This is a genomic window from Rugamonas violacea, from assembly GCF_016461825.1.
Lineage (GTDB): Bacteria > Pseudomonadota > Gammaproteobacteria > Burkholderiales > Burkholderiaceae_D > Rugamonas.
This window is the reverse complement of sequence record NZ_JAEMNU010000119.1, coordinates 15,264-32,651: the sequence shown is the minus strand read 5'-3', so window position 1 is coordinate 32,651 and position 17,388 is coordinate 15,264. Positions and strand designations below refer to the sequence as shown.

General features: G+C 66.6%; 14 protein-coding genes. 4 read left to right on the top strand and 10 right to left on the bottom strand.

Annotated elements, in window-relative coordinates; translation table 11 throughout:
• Nucleotides 1–239 precede the first annotated feature (239 nt).
• On the bottom strand, nt 240–782 hold the full coding sequence (locus H7U20_RS21275) for a PEP-CTERM sorting domain-containing protein (RefSeq protein ID WP_199761147.1): 543 nt from the start codon (nt 780–782) through the stop codon (nt 240–242).
• 427 nt (nt 783–1,209) lie between these two features.
• On the opposite strand from H7U20_RS21275, the gene H7U20_RS21270 reads away from it, so the two are divergent.
• Nucleotides 1,210–2,715 carry a response regulator gene (locus H7U20_RS21270; protein WP_199761146.1) on the top strand — a complete coding sequence of 502 codons (1,506 nt, stop codon included), beginning with the start codon at nt 1,210–1,212 and terminating at the stop codon, nt 2,713–2,715.
• Here the strand turns inward: H7U20_RS21270 and H7U20_RS21265 are convergent.
• From H7U20_RS21265 to H7U20_RS21225, 9 genes are all read right to left on the bottom strand, one after another.
• Nucleotides 2,712–3,332: a nitrogen fixation protein NifQ gene (locus H7U20_RS21265; RefSeq protein WP_199761145.1), complete on the bottom strand. Its 621-nt coding sequence runs from the start codon at nt 3,330–3,332 to the stop codon at nt 2,712–2,714. The two genes, H7U20_RS21270 and H7U20_RS21265, sit on opposite strands and share 4 nt — an antisense overlap.
• Before the next feature lie 378 nt (nt 3,333–3,710).
• Nucleotides 3,711–5,216 carry a CoA-acylating methylmalonate-semialdehyde dehydrogenase gene (locus H7U20_RS21260; protein ID WP_199761144.1) on the bottom strand — a complete coding sequence of 502 codons (1,506 nt, stop codon included), beginning with the start codon at nt 5,214–5,216 and terminating at the stop codon, nt 3,711–3,713.
• A gap of 132 nt (nt 5,217–5,348) precedes the next feature.
• Nucleotides 5,349–6,146, bottom strand: coding sequence for a 5-deoxy-glucuronate isomerase (gene iolB, locus H7U20_RS21255; RefSeq protein WP_199761143.1), 798 nt, complete (start codon nt 6,144–6,146; stop codon nt 5,349–5,351).
• Entirely contained in the window at nt 6,143–7,084 is a 942-nt protein-coding gene (iolE, locus tag H7U20_RS21250) for a myo-inosose-2 dehydratase (RefSeq protein ID WP_199761142.1), read from the bottom strand. The genes iolB and iolE overlap by 4 nt, the downstream gene beginning before the upstream one ends.
• Entirely contained in the window at nt 7,081–8,955 is a 1,875-nt protein-coding gene (gene iolD / locus H7U20_RS21245; protein ID WP_199761141.1) for a 3D-(3,5/4)-trihydroxycyclohexane-1,2-dione acylhydrolase (decyclizing), read from the bottom strand. The genes iolE and iolD overlap by 4 nt, the downstream gene beginning before the upstream one ends.
• On the bottom strand, nt 8,952–10,937 hold the full coding sequence (locus H7U20_RS21240) for a bifunctional 5-dehydro-2-deoxygluconokinase/5-dehydro-2-deoxyphosphogluconate aldolase (RefSeq protein ID WP_199761140.1): 1,986 nt from the start codon (nt 10,935–10,937) through the stop codon (nt 8,952–8,954). Before H7U20_RS21240 ends, iolD begins: the two co-directional genes overlap by 4 nt.
• Nucleotides 10,938–10,966: 29 nt before the next feature.
• Nucleotides 10,967–11,752 (bottom strand): ATP-binding cassette domain-containing protein, encoded by a 786-nt coding sequence (locus H7U20_RS21235; RefSeq protein WP_199761139.1) that lies wholly within the window; start codon nt 11,750–11,752, stop codon nt 10,967–10,969.
• 3 nt (nt 11,753–11,755) lie between these two features.
• Entirely contained in the window at nt 11,756–12,916 is a 1,161-nt protein-coding gene (locus H7U20_RS21230; protein WP_199761243.1) for an ABC transporter permease, read from the bottom strand.
• 196 nt (nt 12,917–13,112) lie between these two features.
• On the bottom strand, nt 13,113–14,162 hold the full coding sequence (locus H7U20_RS21225) for a sugar ABC transporter substrate-binding protein (protein WP_199761138.1): 1,050 nt from the start codon (nt 14,160–14,162) through the stop codon (nt 13,113–13,115).
• A 208-nt stretch (nt 14,163–14,370) separates the two neighbouring features.
• Here H7U20_RS21225 and H7U20_RS21220 point away from each other — a divergent pair, with 208 nt between their 5' ends.
• Genes H7U20_RS21220 through H7U20_RS21210 form a run of 3 tightly spaced genes read left to right on the top strand, consistent with a single transcriptional unit; the run spans nt 14,371 to nt 17,276 of the window.
• Nucleotides 14,371–15,261, top strand: a complete 891-nt coding sequence (locus tag H7U20_RS21220) for a MurR/RpiR family transcriptional regulator (protein WP_233410970.1) — start codon at nt 14,371–14,373, stop codon at nt 15,259–15,261.
• Nucleotides 15,254–16,240, top strand: coding sequence for an inositol 2-dehydrogenase (iolG, locus tag H7U20_RS21215; protein WP_199761137.1), 987 nt, complete (start codon nt 15,254–15,256; stop codon nt 16,238–16,240). Before H7U20_RS21220 ends, iolG begins: the two co-directional genes overlap by 8 nt.
• Nucleotides 16,241–16,250: 10 nt before the next feature.
• The gene (locus H7U20_RS21210; protein WP_199761136.1) at nt 16,251–17,276 is read left to right on the top strand and encodes a Gfo/Idh/MocA family oxidoreductase; all 1,026 of its coding nucleotides are present in this window, start codon (nt 16,251–16,253) and stop codon (nt 17,274–17,276) included.
• Nucleotides 17,277–17,388 lie beyond the last annotated feature (112 nt).

Sequence of the window (17,388 nt, the reverse complement as noted above, 5' to 3'; positions counted from 1 at the left end):
GGTGCTGGCTACGCCGTCGCTACACAATTGTCTTTGGAGGCGGTACGAAAAGCTGCGAGAGCCGACGTTCGCTACCAAAGCTGATTTTTTGACGTGGTACAAGGAACGTACCGGCACATGATTTTTTATGACTATTCAGCCTGAGCGAGCACCTCAGAAAGCCGTGGCAAACCAAAAATGCGTCGTGAATTGACAAAAAAACACCCTGAGGCGCCTCGCTTCAGGGTGCGTGCGACATGTTACTGCGCAGCGCCAGCAGGCACTTTTTTCTTGCGACGTGCTGCGACGCTCAGCAGGCCCAAACCGGCCAGCAACATGCCATAGCTTGCTGGTTCAGGCACTTCCAGCATGATCTTGTAGCCCGGCTGGGTGAAAAAGGTTCCCCAGTTGACGGAAACCATATTTCCGGTGATCTTGATGGAATTCTTGAGGTTGGAGTCAAAGGTGGTGTAGGCAAATTTCAGCTCGTCGAAGGCATGCGGGTTGGTGTTGTCGACCAGCGTGAAGCCATTGAAACTGCTCTGATTATAGGTACCGAAAACCTTGGACGTGATCTCAATGTGATAATCGCTGACGTCAACGGTAAAACCTAGGTCGTTGAACTCCACACCACTGCCGACGATCACGGTCCCCATATCGTAGGGGGTGCTAAGGTTCGGGTAGTAATAGGTAGCGGTAATACTGTCGCCGACGAGTTTTGCCTGGGCGTTGCCGCCAAAGCAGGCGGCGGCGGCGATGGCAACGGCGCCGCTCAGGCGGGCGATTTGACGGATGGATTGCATGGTTCCCCCTGAAGAATGGTGTCGAAAATTATATCATTTTTCGCAATATTATTAAGAAATCATATATTTGTCTGGTGTGCGGTGCCAGGCGTCCGCGCCCTCGCGCCACAAGGCGCCATCTGTTGCATCCACACGGCAAAATCTTATAGCGGAGGATAGTAATCTTTCCAAAAACGAAGTATTGTTGCTTCTACTCCGAATGTTGCAAAATAAATTAGCCAAAATGGTAGCGGAGTGTTGTCGCCACGCCCCATTCCGGCTCGGACGGAACGGAAACATTATTGCCTGTTGTTAATATTCATGGGTCGGACTACAATCGAAAACGTGTGCCCAGCATCCGCACGCGGCTTTGTATCACTTGGTACCCTCCCCTATCGATCGGCGCCTTAGCATCGCGTTTTTGAGCCATTTTGCGGAACTTGCCCCTATGTCTTTTTTGTCCTCAGCCTCGCCTAAGTTAGCGCCCTGGAAAGTCCTGCTAGTCGACGACGAACCCGACATCCACGACATCACCAAGCTGACGCTGAGCCGTTTCCGCCTCGACGGCCGCAGCCTGAGCTTCGTCCACGCCTACAGCGGCGCCGAGGCCAAGGAGGTGCTGGCGCGCGAGAGCGACATCGCCCTGGTCTTCCTCGACGTGGTCATGGAGAAGGAGGACAGCGGCCTGGAGGTGGCGCGCTGGATGCGCGAGGAGTTGAACAACCAGTTCACCCGCATCGTGCTGCGCACCGGCCAGCCCGGCCAGGCGCCGGAGGAGCGCGTGATCGTCAACTACGACATCAACGACTACAAGGAAAAGACCGAGCTCGACCGCACCAAGCTGTTCACCACCACCTTCGCCGCGCTGCGCGCCTACCGCGACATCATGAAGGTCGAGGAGGCCAGGCGCGCCCAGCTGAACTATCGCGAAGGCTTGGAACGGGTGATCGCCGCCTCGGCGCACATCTTCCAGCAACGCAATCTGAAGGACTTCGCCGGCGGCCTGCTGCAGCAGGTGGTCGCCCTGCTGCGGCTGGAGAACAGCATGCTGCTGCGCCTGCGCGGCGCCACCGCCATCAGCGGCGAGAACGACTACGAGATCCTGGCGCAGATCGGCGACGACGACGGCGCCATGCTCAGCCCGGACGTGCTGGCCCAGCTCGACGCGGCCAAGAGCAACAAGATCTCGCGCCTGCAGGGCGACACCTACATCGGCTACTTCCCCAACAGCAGCGGCAAGGCTTCGCTGCTGGTGCTCAAGGGCGTCGAGGAGATTTCCGAGATCGACGCCAAGCTGCTCGAAGTGTTCTGCTCCGGCGTGGCGATCGCCTTCGACAACATCCTGCTGACCCAGGAGATCACCGACACCCAGGCCGAGCTGATCCTGCGCCTGGGCGATGTGGTCGAGTCGCGCTCCAACGAGGCCGGCAACCACGTGCGCCGCATGTCCGAGGTGTGCCACCTGCTGGCCACGGCCGCCGGCATGCCCGACGACGAGACCGCCGTGCTGCGCCACGCCGCGCCGATGCACGACATCGGCAAGATCGCCACGCCCGACGCCGTGCTGCTCAAGCCGGGCAAGCTCGACGCCGCCGAATGGGAGATCATGAAACAGCACCCGGCCGTCGGCCTGTCCATCCTCGACGGCTCGCAGCGGCCGATCCTCAAAGCGGCCGCCGTCATCGCCCACCAGCACCACGAAAAATTCGACGGCAGCGGCTATCCGCAGGGCCTGAAGGGCCACGACATCCACCTGTACGCCCGCATCGTCGCCGTCGCCGACGTGTTCGACGCGCTGATGCACAAGCGCTGCTACAAGGAGGCCTGGCCGATCGAGCGCGTCGTCGAACACCTGCGCGAGGTGTCCGGCCACCACCTCGACCCGGTCTACGTCGAGCTGCTGTGCCAGAACATCGACAAGGCGCTGGCCATCAACGAACGCTTCCCCGACTAGTCGGCGCCGTCCGCCGCCGCGTGCGCCGCCGGGCCGCTGCCGAAACAGGCGGCGGCCTGCTCGCAGCAACCGCAACCGGGGGGCCGCAGGCCGGGCCGCCCCAGCGTCCGGCCCAGCTGCTCGAACAGAAACCGCTTCCATTTGATGTCGTCCGTGTTGGCCGCGTACAGCGGCAAGAAGTAGTGGCGCAGCAGCGCCAACACCTCCTCCCGCCCCGCCAGTCCAAGATCCTGCCACAGGTGACGCCGCCCCATGCCGGCGGCGGCGACGGCGCGCGCCAGCCAGCCGGCCTGCCGGCCATCGACGCCCGGCGTGACGCCGGCCAGCAGCAGCGCGACCAGTTCATGGAACACCACCGGCGCGTGCTCGGCCAACGCGGCGTACTTGCTGGCCGGGATGGGCATGTTGTCGCGCCGCCCCGGCAGGCAGTGCTCGACCAAGGCCAGCAGCTCCCGCTGCGGCATGCCCAAGGTGCGGGCGAACAGCGGCAGGCTGCCCTCGCGGGCGTGGCGCAGCACCGCCGCGACGGCGCCGGCCAGCAGCGCCTCGGCCGGCGGCACGAGCGCGGTCGGTGGCCGGAATGGGGCCGCTTCCATGGGAGTCAGGGCGTGGATCATGGCTTTCCTTTCGCAGATGATGGTCGGTCCGCAGACGCGACAGCGCTATAACATCGAGTATATAGCGCTGGCCGCGTTGCTGCTGTTGGCGGGCTCGCAAAGGACATTCTTGTCCGCGCTGGCGGGTGGGCGCAATATCCCGGAATGCCTAGTTACCCTTTACTCAATCATGCCAATTTACAAACAACTCGATGACTGCTATCCTCGCGCGGGCTGGCCATGTTGCCGTCGCGCCGTACCGGCGGCGCGGCGGCCGGACGTGACAGCGCCGCCGCGCCCGGGACGGGTGCGGCGGCGCATTGGGGTGGCGGCGCTGGGGGCGGCGCCAGCGGCGCCTGGCCTCGGCTTACTTCGGCATCGGCTTACTTCAGCATCGGCTTACTTCAGCGTCGGCATGGCGAATTCGGCGCCGCCGGCGACGCTGTTCGGCCAGCGCTGGGTCAGCGCCTTCTGCCGCGTGTAAAAACGCACCGCCTCCGGGCCGTGGGCGTGGTGGTCGCCGAACAGGCTGCGCTTCCAGCCGCCGAAGCTGTGGAAGGCCATCGGCACCGGGATCGGCACGTTGATGCCGACCATGCCCACCTCGATGCGGAAGCCGTACTCGCGCGCCGTGTTGCCGTCGCGCGTGAAGATCGCCGTGCCGTTGCCGTATTCGTGGGCGTTGACCAGATCGATCGCCGCCGCCAGGTCCGCCACGCGCACCACGCACAGCACCGGGCCGAAGATCTCGTCGCGGTACACCGTCATCTCCGGCGTCACATGGTCGAACAGCGAGCCGCCGAGGAAGTAGCCCTGCTCGTAACCTGGCAGCACAAAGCCGCGCCCGTCCACCACCAGCTTGGCGCCGGCGGCCACGCCCTGGCCGATGTAGTCGACGATCTTGTCCTTGTGCTGGCGCGTCACCAGCGGCCCCATTTCGGCGGCCAGGTCGGAACCCTCGGCGATCTTCAGCGCCCGCACGCGCGGCGCCAGCGCCTCGACCAGACGGTCGGCCACGCCGCCCACCGCCACCACCACCGAGATCGCCATGCAACGCTCGCCGGCCGAGCCGTAGGCCGCGCCCATCAGCGCGTCGACGGTCTGTTCCAGGTCGGCGTCCGGCATCACCACCATGTGGTTCTTGGCGCCGCCCAGCGCCTGCACCCGCTTGCCGCGCGCGCTGCCGGTGGCGTAGATGTATTCGGCGATCGGGGTCGAGCCGACGAAGCTGATCGCCTTCACCTTGGGATGCCGCAGCAGGCCGTCGACCGCCTGCTTGTCGCCTTGCAGCACGTTGAACACGCCGTCCGGCAGGCCGGCCTCCTGCAGCAGCTCGGCCAGCAGCAGCGCCGCCGACGGGTCGCGCTCGGACGGCTTGAGGATGAAGGTGTTACCGCAGGCCAGCGCCATCGGGAACATCCACATCGGCACCATCACCGGGAAGTTGAACGGGGTGATGCCGGCGCACACGCCGAGCGGCTGGCGCACGGTCCAGGCGTCGATGCCGTTGGCGACCTGCTCGGTGATCTCGCCCTTGAGCAGTTGCGGAATGCCGCAGGCGAATTCGACCACCTCGATGCCGCGCTGCACCTCGCCCTTGGCGTCGGTGAACACCTTGCCGTGTTCGGCGGTGATCAGGCGGGCCAGACGGTCGGCGTTCTTCTCCAGCAGCTCCTTGTACTTGAACATGATGCGGGCGCGGCGCAGCGGCGAGGTGGCGGCCCAGGCCGGAAAGGCGGCGTGGGCGGCGCCGACGGCCTGCTCCAGCGCGGCCTCGTCGGCCAGCGCGACGCGCGCCGTGACGGCGCCGACGGCCGGGTTGAAGACGTCGCTGGCGCGGCCTTCCGATGGCGTGATGTGGCGGCCGCCGATGAAGTGGCCGATGCTCGGGATAGTCGTAGACATGGTGGTGTGAACCTTAAAAATTCTGTTGAAATAGGATGCCGGAAACGGCGGCAAAAACCACCCGAAGGCGGAGAGCCGGGGTCGGACCCGCCGGGTCCGACCCCAGATTCACGCCTCTGGGTGTCGCCCAATTCAGCGCTCAATCATCCATTCGTGCGCCGGGTCGTTCTTGAAATGCCATTCGCGCGTGCGGCCGGCCATCACGTTCAGGTAGTAGCCCTGGTAACCGTGCGGCATGACCACCGGGTGGTAACCGCGCGGCACCATCACCACGTCGTGGTTTTCCACCGCCATCGACTGGTCGATGTCGCGCGCGTCGGTGTAGACGCGCTGGAAGGCGAAGCCTTGCGGTGGATCGATGCGGTGGTAGTAGGTTTCCTCCAGCGAGCTTTCCAGCGGCAGGTTGTCGACGTCGTGCTTGTGCGGCGGATAGCTTGACGAATGCCCGCTTGGCGTGCGCACCTCGACCACCAGCAAATGCGCCGCCGCTTCGGTGTGCGGCAGGATGTCGCAGACGTAGCGCGTGTTGCTGCCGCTGCCGCGCACCGAGCGCTTCATCGAGGCCGGCTCGATCAAGCGCGCCGGCAGGCTGGCGTCGCCGGCCGGCGCGCTGCACAGCGCCACCTCGGCCGCGCCGCTGGCCAGGATGCTCACCGAGCGGCCGCCGGGGACGTAGACGGCGTAAGGCGCGCTGTCGTCGAACACGCTGGCGCGGCCGCCGATGTTGCGCCAGCAGTCCTCGCCGGCCATCACGCTGACCACGCCGGACAGCACGACGATGCAGTACTCGCGCCCGCCCGTTTGCAGCGACAACGCCTGGCCGTCCGCCAACCGGTGGGCGGCGAAGCCGACATAGTCCCAGCCGGCCGACTGCGGCGTGACGCTGACGATATCGCGGCCGTCATGGGCGGCCTTGACCAGCAGGTTCATGCCGCCACCCCGCCCTGCCCGCCGTTCAGTTCAATCTCGCGCACCAGCTTTTGCAAATGCTCGAAGCCCATCCGCGCATACTGGTAGCTCGGCGCCACGGCCGGGTCCTGCTCGGCCTCCACCACCAGCCAGCCGCGATAGTCGTGCTGGTACAGCAGTTGCAGCACGCCGGCGAAGTCGATGCAGCCGTCGCCCGGCACGCTGAAGGCGCCGTTCATCACCGATTGCAAAAAGGTCCAGTTGGCGTTGCGCGCCATCTTGGTCACCGCCGGCCGCACGTCCTTGCAGTGCACGTGCGAGACGCGGCCGATGTGCTTCTTCAGCACCGCCACCGCGTCGCCGCCGCCGAAGGTCATGTGGCCGCTGTCGAACAGCAGGCCCAGTTCGGGGCCGGTCAGCGCCATCAACTGGTCGACGTCGGCCGGCGACTCGACATAGGCGCCCATGTGGTGGTGGTAGGACAGTCGCACGCCGTGCTGCAGGGTGTAGCCGGCGAAGGCCGTCATCTTGTCGGCATAGGCCTGCCACTGCGCCGCGCTGGTGAAGCGCGGCCGCTTGTACAACGGCTGCGCCTCGCCCTGGATGGCGTCGGCCACCTCGCCGTAGACCATCACCGTGGCGCCATTCTCGGCCAGCAGGCGCAGGTGCGGCCCGACCGCCTCGATCTCCTGCGCCACCGTGCGCTCGGCGTGCGCCAGGCGGCCCGAATACCAACCGGAGATGCACTCCAAGTTGTACTTGCCCAGCACGGCGCGCAGCGCGGCCGGCTCCTTGGGGAACTTGTTGCCCAGCTCGAAGCCGCGATAACCGATCTCGGCGCCCTCGCTCAAGGCCGTCTCCAGCGGCGTTTCGCCGCCCAGCGACGGCAGGTCGTCGTTCATCCACGAGATCGGGTTGATGCCGATCTTGACCTGGAATGGTTTGCTGATGCTGTTCATTGGCTTTTCCTTTGTGCTGACTTGTCCTGTTCATAGGTCTTGCGCGCCTGGCGCACCTGCTCGCGCTGCGACACTTCCGGCACCGCCACCTCCCACCAGCAGCCGCCTTCGCTGGTGGTGCGGGCCGGGTCGGTGTCGATGCAAACCAGATAGCTGCGGTCGGCCGCGCGGGCGCGCGCCAGCGCCGCCTCCAGCTCCGGTATGGTCTTGACGTTCTCGGCCAGCGCGCCGAGCGAGCGGGCGTGCAGCGCGAAGTCGATCTGCGGCATGCCGGGAGCGGCCTGCAAACAGTCGTCGAACATATTGTTGAACGGCGCCCCGCCGACCGCCTGCTGCAGGCGGTTGATGCAGCCGTAGCCCCGGTTATCCAGCAGCACGACGATCAGCTTCTTGCCCAGCATGACCGAGGTGGCCAGCTCCGAATTCATCATCAGGTAACTGCCGTCGCCGACCATGACGATCACCTCGGCGTGCGGCTTGGCCATCTTCACGCCCAGCCCGCCGGCCACCTCGTAGCCCATGGTCGAGTAGCCGTACTCCATGTGGTAGCCGCCCGGCGTGGACGTGCGCCACAGCTTGTGCAGCTCGGCCGGCAAGGTGCCGGCGGCGCAGACGACGATATCGCGCTTGCTCGAATCGGCCGCCGAGCGCTGCACCGCGCCGATCACTTCACCGTCATACGGCAGCGCCACGAAGCGCCGCGCCGTGATCGCGTCCACCGTCTCGCGCCACTCGTTGGACTGGGTCTGGGCGCGCGCCGTCCAGCCCTCGCCCGCGCGCCAGTCGCCCAGCATGGCCGACAGCAGCTCCAGGCCGACGCGGGCATCGCTCAGCACCGGCAGGCCGCGCTGCTTCAGCGCGTCGAAGGCGTTGACGTTCAGGCTGACCAGCTTGGCCGAGGCGAACAGCGTGTTCGAGCCGGTGGTGAAATCCTGCAGACGGGTACCGACCGCCAGCACCAGGTCGGCCTGGCCGGCCATCAGATTGGCGGCCGGCGAGCCGGTCACGCCGATGGCGCCCAATTGCAGCGGATGGTCCCACGCCAGCGCGCCCTTGCCGGCCTGCGTTTCGGCGACGGGAATGCCGTGCTTCTCGGCGAAGGCGCGCAAGGCGGCGCCGGCCTCGCCGTACAGCACGCCGCCGCCGGCCACGATCAGCGGCTGGCGCGCCTGGCCCAGCAGCGCGGCCGCCGCCGCCATGTCCTCCAGGTCCGGCTGCACGGTGCGGAAGCGCACCAGCGGCGGATTGAAGAATTCGACCGGGTAGTCGTAGGCCATGGTTTGCACGTCCTGCGGCAGCGCCAGCGTGACGGGACCGCACTGGGCCGCGTCGGTCAGCACGGCGATGGCGCGCGGCAGCGCCGTCAACAACTGCTCGGGATAGATGATGCGGTCGAAGTAGCGCGACAGCGGCTTGAAGGCGTCGTTGACGGAAACGCTGCCGTCGCCGCCGTCCTCCAACTGCTGCAACACCGGGTCGGGCGCGCGCGAGACGAACACGTCGCCCGGCAGCAGCAGCACCGGCAGGCGGTTGACATGGGCCAGCGCGGCCGCCGTCAGCAGGTTGGTGGCGCCGGGGCCGATGGAGGTGGTCACCGCCATCATGCGGCGCCGCATATGCGCCTTGGCGTAGGCGATGGCGGCGTGCGCCATGCCCTGCTCGTTGTGGGCGCGGTAGGTGGGGAAGCTGGCGCGTTCCTGATACAACGCCTCGCCCAGTCCGGCCACGTTGCCGTGGCCGAAGATGGCGAAGGCGCCGCCGAACAGCGCCTCCCGGCCGCCGTCCGGCGTGGCCACGCGCAACGCCGCCAGGTAGCGCACCAACGCCTGCGCCATGGTCAGGCGGATGGTCTTGCCCTTGGCCGCGTTCATGCCGCACGCTCCATGTTCTGCTGACGGTTCTGCTGATGGTTCGCCTGGCGGCTCGCTTGGCGGATTTCGCGCCAGATGCGGATCAGGCTTTCGAAATTGGCGCGCACTTCGGCGATCAGCGCGGCGTCGTCGATCTGGCCGGCCAACCAGCGCGTGCTCGGCGCCTGGAAGATGGTGCGGCCGACCATGAAACCACGGCAAGTGCTGCTATGACGCGAAGCCTGGAAGCTGGCCGCCAGCTCGTCGATGGTGGCGTTCAGGCCGAGCAGCACGACACCCCGGCAGTACGGGTCGCGTTCCTGCACCAGCGCGTCGATGGCGCGCCACTGGCTTTCGTCCATATGCTCCAGCTTCCACCACTCGGGATAGACACCGATGTTGTACAGCCGTTTCACCGCACGCAGCACCGTGTCCGGCTGGGCCGCCATGGCCTTCGACGGGATCACCTCCAGCAGCAGCTCGTGGCCGCTGATCTGGGCGACGTCGTACAGCGCCTTGACCTGGGCTTCCTGCTCCAGACGGTTCTCCACCTGGTCGTCAGGGTGCAGTTGCACCAGGCATTTGATGACGTGTTCCTTGGGCCAGCTGACCAGGTGCGAACCGATCGAACGGCCCCAGTCGAACACCAGCGGATTCGAGCCGGGCAACTCGACCGGACGGCCGATCCACCAACCACGGCCGGTGGCGGCGTTGAGCGCGTCGGCGCCGTAGCGGTCGTCGATCAGCACGCCGGTGCCGCCGGCCAGTTGCAGCGCCGCCTCGGTCTGCGTCACCGCCCGCACCAGCAGCTGCTTCAGTTGCGGCACGCGCTGCTCGTCGGCGCCGAGCTGCTGCGCCATGTCGAAGAACTGGTTGCGGTGGTCGAAGGCGAACACGCACAGCTCGTCCCATTGCGCGCGCCGCGCGGTGACGCGGTGCAGACGATTCAGTTGGGCGTCCTCGCCGGGCCGTTGCAGCCGCGCGGCGTTGGCCAGGAAGTAGTCCAGCTCGGCCGGCGTCGGCATCGCCGGCGCGCAGCCGTGGCGCGCCACCACCAGCGCCCCGCAGGCGTTGGCGCTGCGGCAGCAGGCGGTGTAATCGGCGCCGCGCAGCCACTGGCTGAGGAAGCCGGCCAGGAAGGCGTCGCCGGCGCCGAGCACGTTCATCACCTCGACCTGCACGCCCCGGTAGTTGAAGGCGGCGTCCAGGCTGGCGGGGATCGCGCCCTCGATGACGGCGCAGCCCAGCGGGCCGCGCTTGACCACCAGCGTGGCCGGGGTGGCGGCGCGCACCGCCGCCAGCGAGGCGATGATGTCGGCGCCGCCGCCGGCGATCATGAACTCCTCCTCGGTGCCGACCACCAAGTCGAACAGCGGCAGGATGCCCTGCAAGTGGCCGGTCACGCCGTCGTTGGAGACGAAGCGGGTGGCGCCGTCGGCGCGCGGCGACAAACCCCACAGCACCGGGCGGTAGTCGATGTCGAGCACGGTGCGCACATTGTTGCGGCGGGCCTGGGCCAGCGCCTGGCTGCTCACCTGGTGCATGGCGGCGCTGGAGAAGTGGGTGCCGGTGATGAGCAGCGCGCGGCTCGACGCGATGTAGGCCTCGTCGACATCGTCGGCGCGGATCGCCATGTCGGCGCAGTTCTCGCGGTAGAAGATCAGCGGGAAGGTGTCGCGGTCCTTCAGGCCCAGCGTGACCATGGCGGTCAGCCGCTCCGGGTCGACCGAAACGTGGCTGGTGTCGCAGCCCTCGTTGCGCAAGGTCTCGGTGAGGAAGCGGCCCATGTGGTCGTCGCCGACCCGCGACAGCATGGCCGAGCGCAGGCCCAGGCGCGCGCTGCCGAAGGCGATGTTGGCCGAGGAGCCGCCCAGGTACTTGGCGAAGCTGGTGACGTCCTCCAGCCGGGCGCCGATCTGCTGGGCGTACAGGTCGACCGCCAAACGGCCCAGGCAGATCAGGTCGAGCGCGCGGTTGGCGGCGAATTGGGTAGTGTTGTTCATGGTTGCGCCTTGTGTTTATATGCCGTACATCAGATGGTCACGCCATCGAGTTCGCTCATCAGCGTCTGCATTTCGGCGCCGCCGGCCATCATGTCGAGCAGCTCGTCCTTGCTGACGGTCTCCTTGGTGTAGGTGCCGAGCGACTTGCCGCGATTGAGCAGGGTGAAGGAGTCGCCGATCGGATAGGCGTGGTGCACATTGTGGGTGATGAAGATCACCGAAATGCCGCGTTCGCGCGCCTTGTGGATCAGCTTGAGCACGTTGAACGACTGCTTGACGCCCAAGGCCGCCGTCGGCTCGTCGAGGATCAGCACGCGGGCGCCGAAGTGGATGGCGCGGGCGATGGCCAGGCACTGCTTCTCGCCGCCCGACATGGTGCCGATGGCCTGGTGCGGGTCGCGCACCATGATGCCCATCTCGGCCAGCTTGTCGCGCGCCGTATTGGCGGCGTAGTCCATGTCCATCACCGGCAGGAAGCCGAGCAGCTTCTTCATCGGCTCGCGGCCCATGAAGAAATTGCGCGCCACCGACAGCAGCGGCACCAGCGCCAAGTCCTGGTAGACAGTGGCCACGCCCATGTCCAGCGCCTCGCGCGGCGAGCCGAAGCTGACCGGCCGGCCGTCGACCAGGTACTGGCCGTCGGTCGGCTGGTGCACGCCGGCCAGGGTCTTGATCAGGGTCGACTTGCCGGCCCCGTTGTCGCCCAGCAGGCAGTGCACCTCGCCCTGCTTGAGGCGCATCGTCACGTTGCGCAGCGCGATCACCGAGCCGAAACGTTTGCTGACATTTTCCAGCGCAAGAATATATTCGCTCATGACCTACCTCGCTTCGGTGACGCGGCTGCGCACATAACGGTTGAACAGCACGGCGATCAGCAGCATCACGCCGAGGAAGACGCGGAACCAGTCCGAGTTGATGTTGGTGTAGGTGATGCCGATCTGGACCACGCCGAAGATCAGCGCGCCGAAACAGGCGCCGACCACCGAGCCGTAGCCGCCGGTCAGCAGCGAGCCGCCGATGACGGCCGCGATGATGGCCTCGAACTCCTTCTGCATGCCGCGGTCGGCGGCGGCCGAGCCGACGTCGCACACTTGCAGCGTGGCGAACAGGCAGGCGCAGAAGGCGGTCAGCACGAACAGCGAGGTCTTCACCAGGCGCACCGGCACGCCGACGTTCTTGGCCGCGTTGGCGTCGCCGCCGACGGCGAAGATCCAGTTGCCGAAGCGGGTGCGCGACAGGACGAAGCCGCCGCCCAAGGCCAGCGCCAGCCACCAGACGATCACCTTGGGGATGCCCTTGACCAGCGGCTCGCCGCCGTCCAACACGGCGATCCAGCCGGTCTGGCCCATCCAGCGGAACAGGTCGACGCCGACGTTGCCCTGGAACAGAAGGCTGGCCATCCAGTCGTGCTGCGCCAGCTCGCCGACGCCGCTGACGATGGTGCGGTTGGCGAACATGATCGACAGCGCCAGGGTCAGGCCGCGCAGGATGAACAGGAAGGCCAAGGTGACGATGAAGGACGGCAGCTTGGTCTTGATGACCAGGTAGCCGTTGAGCCAACCCAGCGCCATCGAGCCGGCGAAGGCGAAGCAGATCGCCAGCCACAGCGGCCAGTGGAAGTACACCGAGGGGATGGCGATCATCATGCCGGAGAAGCCGATCATCGAGCCGATCGACAAATCGAACTCGCCGGCGATCATCAGCAGGCAGGCGCCGATGGCGATCAGGCCGAGGTAGGCGGCGACCTGCGACCAGTTGACGATGCCGTCCAGGTTGAACATGCCGGAGTCGCCGGCGGCCAGGCCGAAGAAGGCGAACACCAGCACGGCGCCGGAAATCGAGGCGAACTCGGGGCGGCCGAACAGGCGGCCGATCCAGCTGACCTGGCCGACGCGCTCGTCGGCGTTGGCGGCCGGGCCGGCGCCGGGCGCGGACGGTGGGGGATTGGGGCTTGCTGCTTTGGGCGCGCCGGCGAACATCGCCGGGCTCGCGCCGGATTTGACTGCACTCATGATGACATCTTCCTTTTTACTGTGCCTGCGCGGGCAAGGCGGGCCGGCCCGGCGGCGCCGGCTTGACCCAAGGGCGTGGAGCTGGGGTCGGACCCGCCGGGTCCGACCCCGGATTTCGCGTCTGGGGTGAAGGCGCGCCGAACAACCGGCCAAGACTCAGAAATTAACGATACTGACCGGCGTACTTCTCGACCTTGGCGATGTTGTCGCGGGTGACGTAGCCGGGACCGGAACCGATGTGGCGCACGCCGTAGGAAGGCGTCAGGCCGTATTCGGCCAGGCGCGCCTGGAACTTCGGATTGGCCATCAACTTGGCCTTCACCTTGGCCAGGTCGGTGGTCTTGTCCTGCTTCATGATGGCCATCACGGCGATCGGGATGTAGCCTTGCAGGTAGGGCTGCTGGTCGATGGCGAACTTGATGCTGCCGTCCTTGATGCCCTTGGAGATGTCCTCCGACAGGTCGAAGGTGGCGAACCACAGCTTGCCCTTCAGGCCCATTTTCTCCACCGCGCGCAGCGCCGGCACGGCCGAGTCGGGACCCAGCGCCAGCACCGCCTGGGTGCCCGGATTGGTGCGCAGGTAGGCGCTGACCTTGCTCTCGATGACGCTCGGGTCGATGCCGTTGGTGTCCAGCGTGGCGGCCTTGTAGTCGACGCCCAGCGCGTCGGCGAAGCCGCGGCAGCGCTCGAACGAGGAGGGGTTGGTGGCGTAGTGGTTGACGCAGACGAAGGACTTGATGCCGGCCGCCTTGGCCTTGGCGCCGGCGCCCATGCCGGCGTCGTATTCGGGCTGGCCGACGTGCATCAGCGCGCCCACCTGCTCGCTCTGCTGCAGCGTGCCGGAGTTGATCGTCACCAGCGGGATCTTCTTCGCCACCACCAGCGCCAGCGGCTTTTGCAGCACGCTGAAGTCGGCGATGCTGGCCACCACGCCGTCGTAGTTGCGCGCCGCCGCCTGTTCGATCAGGCGCGACATGTCGGCCAGGTCGCCGTTCGGCGGATTGCGGTAGTCGACCGTGACGTTGAAGTCCTCGCCGGCCTGCTTGACCGCGTTCTTGATGGTGTTCCACCACGAGTCCGAGTCCGGCGCGTGGCTGACCAGGACGAACTTCTCGCCCGCCGCCTGGCTGCCGGCGGCGGCCAGGCCCATCGCCAGCGCCACCGCGCAGCGCATCGCCGTCACCACTACTGTCCTACGCTTGAAACCTTGCATGATGTTGTCTCCGTTTTAGTTTTTTGGATTGCCTTCAGATCGCTGCTCAGTCAATGCGGCGTCTCTCCACTCGCCACGCATTGAAACCAAGCTTAGAACAACAACAAGGTAAACGCAATTTATTTTTCAATTTATTTTGAAATAGAAAAGTGTTTCTATTTTTCGCCGGCACTCCTATAATTGAACACATCGAAACCAGGAGTGAGCAATGACAGAAGCAGCCGAAACCAAAGTGGCGGCCACCGCCCCGGTGGAACAACTGATGCAGCAGATCGCCGACGAGTACGAGTCGCTGTCGCGCCAGTTGAAGGTCATCGCCAAGTATGTGGAGCTGCACAAGGCCAGCCTGATGCTGGAGAAGATCAGCGACATCGCCGCCGCCTGCGACGTGCAGCCGTCGGCCATCGTGCGCTTCGCCCAACGCTTCGGCTACACCGGCTTCAGCGAGATGCAGGACGTGTTCCGCCTGGCCTACACCGAGCAGGCCAACGCCGCGCCCAACTACCAGCAGCGCATCCGCAAGCTGATCGCCTCGCGCGACGACCAACCCAACGTCGGCGAGCTGACCCGCGAATTCATCGACGCCAGCCGCAGCGGCCTGGGCGAGCTTGCCGAGGGCCTGGACGACGCCCAGTTGGAGGCCGCCGTCGGCCTGTTGCAGAAGGCCGACAACATCTACGTGGTCGGCGTGCGGCGCGCCTTTCCGGTGGCCTCCTACATCGCCTACGCGCTGCAGAACACCAACAAGCGCGTGCACCTGGTGTCCGGCATGGGCGGCATGTACCGCCAGCAGATCCGCAGCGTGCGCGAGCGCGACGTGGTGATCGCCATCAGCTTCGCGCCCTACGGCAAAGAGACGCTGTACTGCGCCCGCGTCGGCCACCACCAGCGCGCCAAGCTGCTGGTCATCACCGACAGCAAACTGTCGCCGCTGGCGCGCATCGCCGACGCCTGTTTGACCGTGACCGAGGGCAGCGCGTTCGCCTTCCGCTCGCTCACCAGCACCCTTTGCCTGTGCCAGGCGCTGTTCATCGCGCTGGCCTACAAACTCGAGTTGGACATAGAAGAAACCCAAGACCCTGGAGGATATGATGATTGAGGCAGCACTGTTCGGCGCCGGTCGCATCGGCAAAATTCACGCAGCAAACCTGGCGCGCCAACCCGGCGTGCGCTTGAAGTACGTGGCCGACGTCCACGCCGAGTCGGCGCAGGCGCTGGCGCGGCAGCACGGCGCGGCGGTGGCCAGCGTCGAGCAGGCGCTGGCCGATCCGGCCGTCAAGGCGGTGCTGATCGCCTCCAGCACCGACACCCATTCCGACCTGATCCTGCGCGCCGCCGCCGCCGGCAAGGCGATCTTCTGCGAGAAGCCGGTCGACCTGACGCTGGAACGCGCCCGCGCCGCCGCCGACGCCGTGGCCAAGGCCGGCGTGCTGTGCATGATCGGCTTCCAGCGCCGCTTCGACCCGACCTTCGCCGCCGTCAAGGCGCGCCTGCAGGCCGGCGAGATCGGCCTGCCCGAGGTGCTCACCGTGACCAGCCGCGACCCGGGCGCGCCGCCGGTGAGCTACATCAAGGTCTCCGGCGGCATCTTCAAGGACATGCTGATCCACGACTTCGACATCTTCCGCTGGATTCTGGACGACGAGGCGGTCAGCGTCTACGCCACCGGCAGCTGCCTGGTCGACCCGGCCATCGGCGAGGCCGGCGACCTCGACTCGGCGGTGGTGACCATCCGCACCCGCAGCGGCCGGCTGTGCCAGATCAACGCCAGCCGCCGCGCCGCCTACGGTTACGACCAGCGCTTCGAGATCCTCGGCAGCGAAGGCATGCTCCAGGCCGGCAACCACAAGCCGACCGAGGTGACCGCGCACACGGCGCACAGCGTCAGCCACGACAAGCCGGAGAACTTCTTCCTCGAACGCTACCGCGCCGCCTACGCCGCCGAAATCGCCCACTTCTTCGACGCCATGATCAACGGCACGCCACCGCGCACCACGGTGCAGGACGGCCTGAAGGCGTTGGAACTGGCCGAGGCCGCGACCACCTCGTGGCGCGAAAAATGCGTCGTCACGCTGTAAGGGGCCGGCCATGACATCCACAACCCTGAACATCGGCGTGGTCGGCCTGGGCCGCCTGGGCCAGCGCCATGCCGAGAACCTGGCGCACCGCGTGCCCAACGCCACGCTGGCGGCGGTGTGCAGCCCGGTCGAGACGGAACTCGAATGGGCCCGCGCCACGCTGGGCGCGCAGCACTGCTACGCCGACTATGCCGCCCTGCTGGCCCATCCCGGCCTGGACGCGGTGTTCCTGGTCACGCCGACGGCGCTGCACGCGCAGCAGATCATCCAGGCGCTGCAAGCCGGCAAGCACGTGTTCTGCGAGAAGCCGCTGTCGCTCGACCTGGAGGATTGTCTGAAGGTGGAGGCCGAGGCGCGCCGCCATCCGCATCTGAAGGTGATGATCGGCTTCGTGCGCCGCTTCGACGCCAGCTACCGCGACGCCGCCGCCAAGATCCGCGAAGGCCTGATCGGCAAGCCCTATTTGATCCGCTCGCAGACCATGGACCAGAACGATCCGGGCGGTTTCTTCGTGCGCTTCGCCGCCACCAGCGGCGGCATCTTCCTCGATTGCAGCGTGCACGACATCGACCTGGTGCGCTGGTTGTTGGGCAACCCGCAACCCAAACGCGTCTACGCCATCGGCACCAACGTGATCCACCAGGGCCTGCGCGAGTTCGACGACGTCGACAACGGCCTGGCCACGCTGGAGTTCACCGACGGCAGCATGGCCAGCTTCATGGCCTCGCGCACCATGGCGCACGGCCACGAGACCTTGACCGAGGTGTTCGGCGCCCACGGCCGCTTGACCATCGGCGCCGGCGCGCGCCTGCACCGGGTCGAGATCGCCGACAACCACGGCATACGCCACGAGTGCACGGCGGACTTCTACAGCCGCTTCGCCGACGCCTTCCTGCTCGAAGCGCAGGAGTTCGTCGACGCCACGCTGGGCCGGGGCGAACTGTCGCTCAGCCTGGGCGACGCCACCGAGGCCACCCGCATCGGCCTGGCGATGACGCAGGCGATGCGCGAGCGGCGTCCGGTCGATTTCGCTTAGATGGGCAGGCCGGCCGCTGCTATTGCGGGCGCGCCGCTGCGCCGGCCCAACCCAACGGCGCAAAGCCGGGGTCAGACCCGCCGGGTCTGACCCCAGTTTTCGTCCCTGGGGT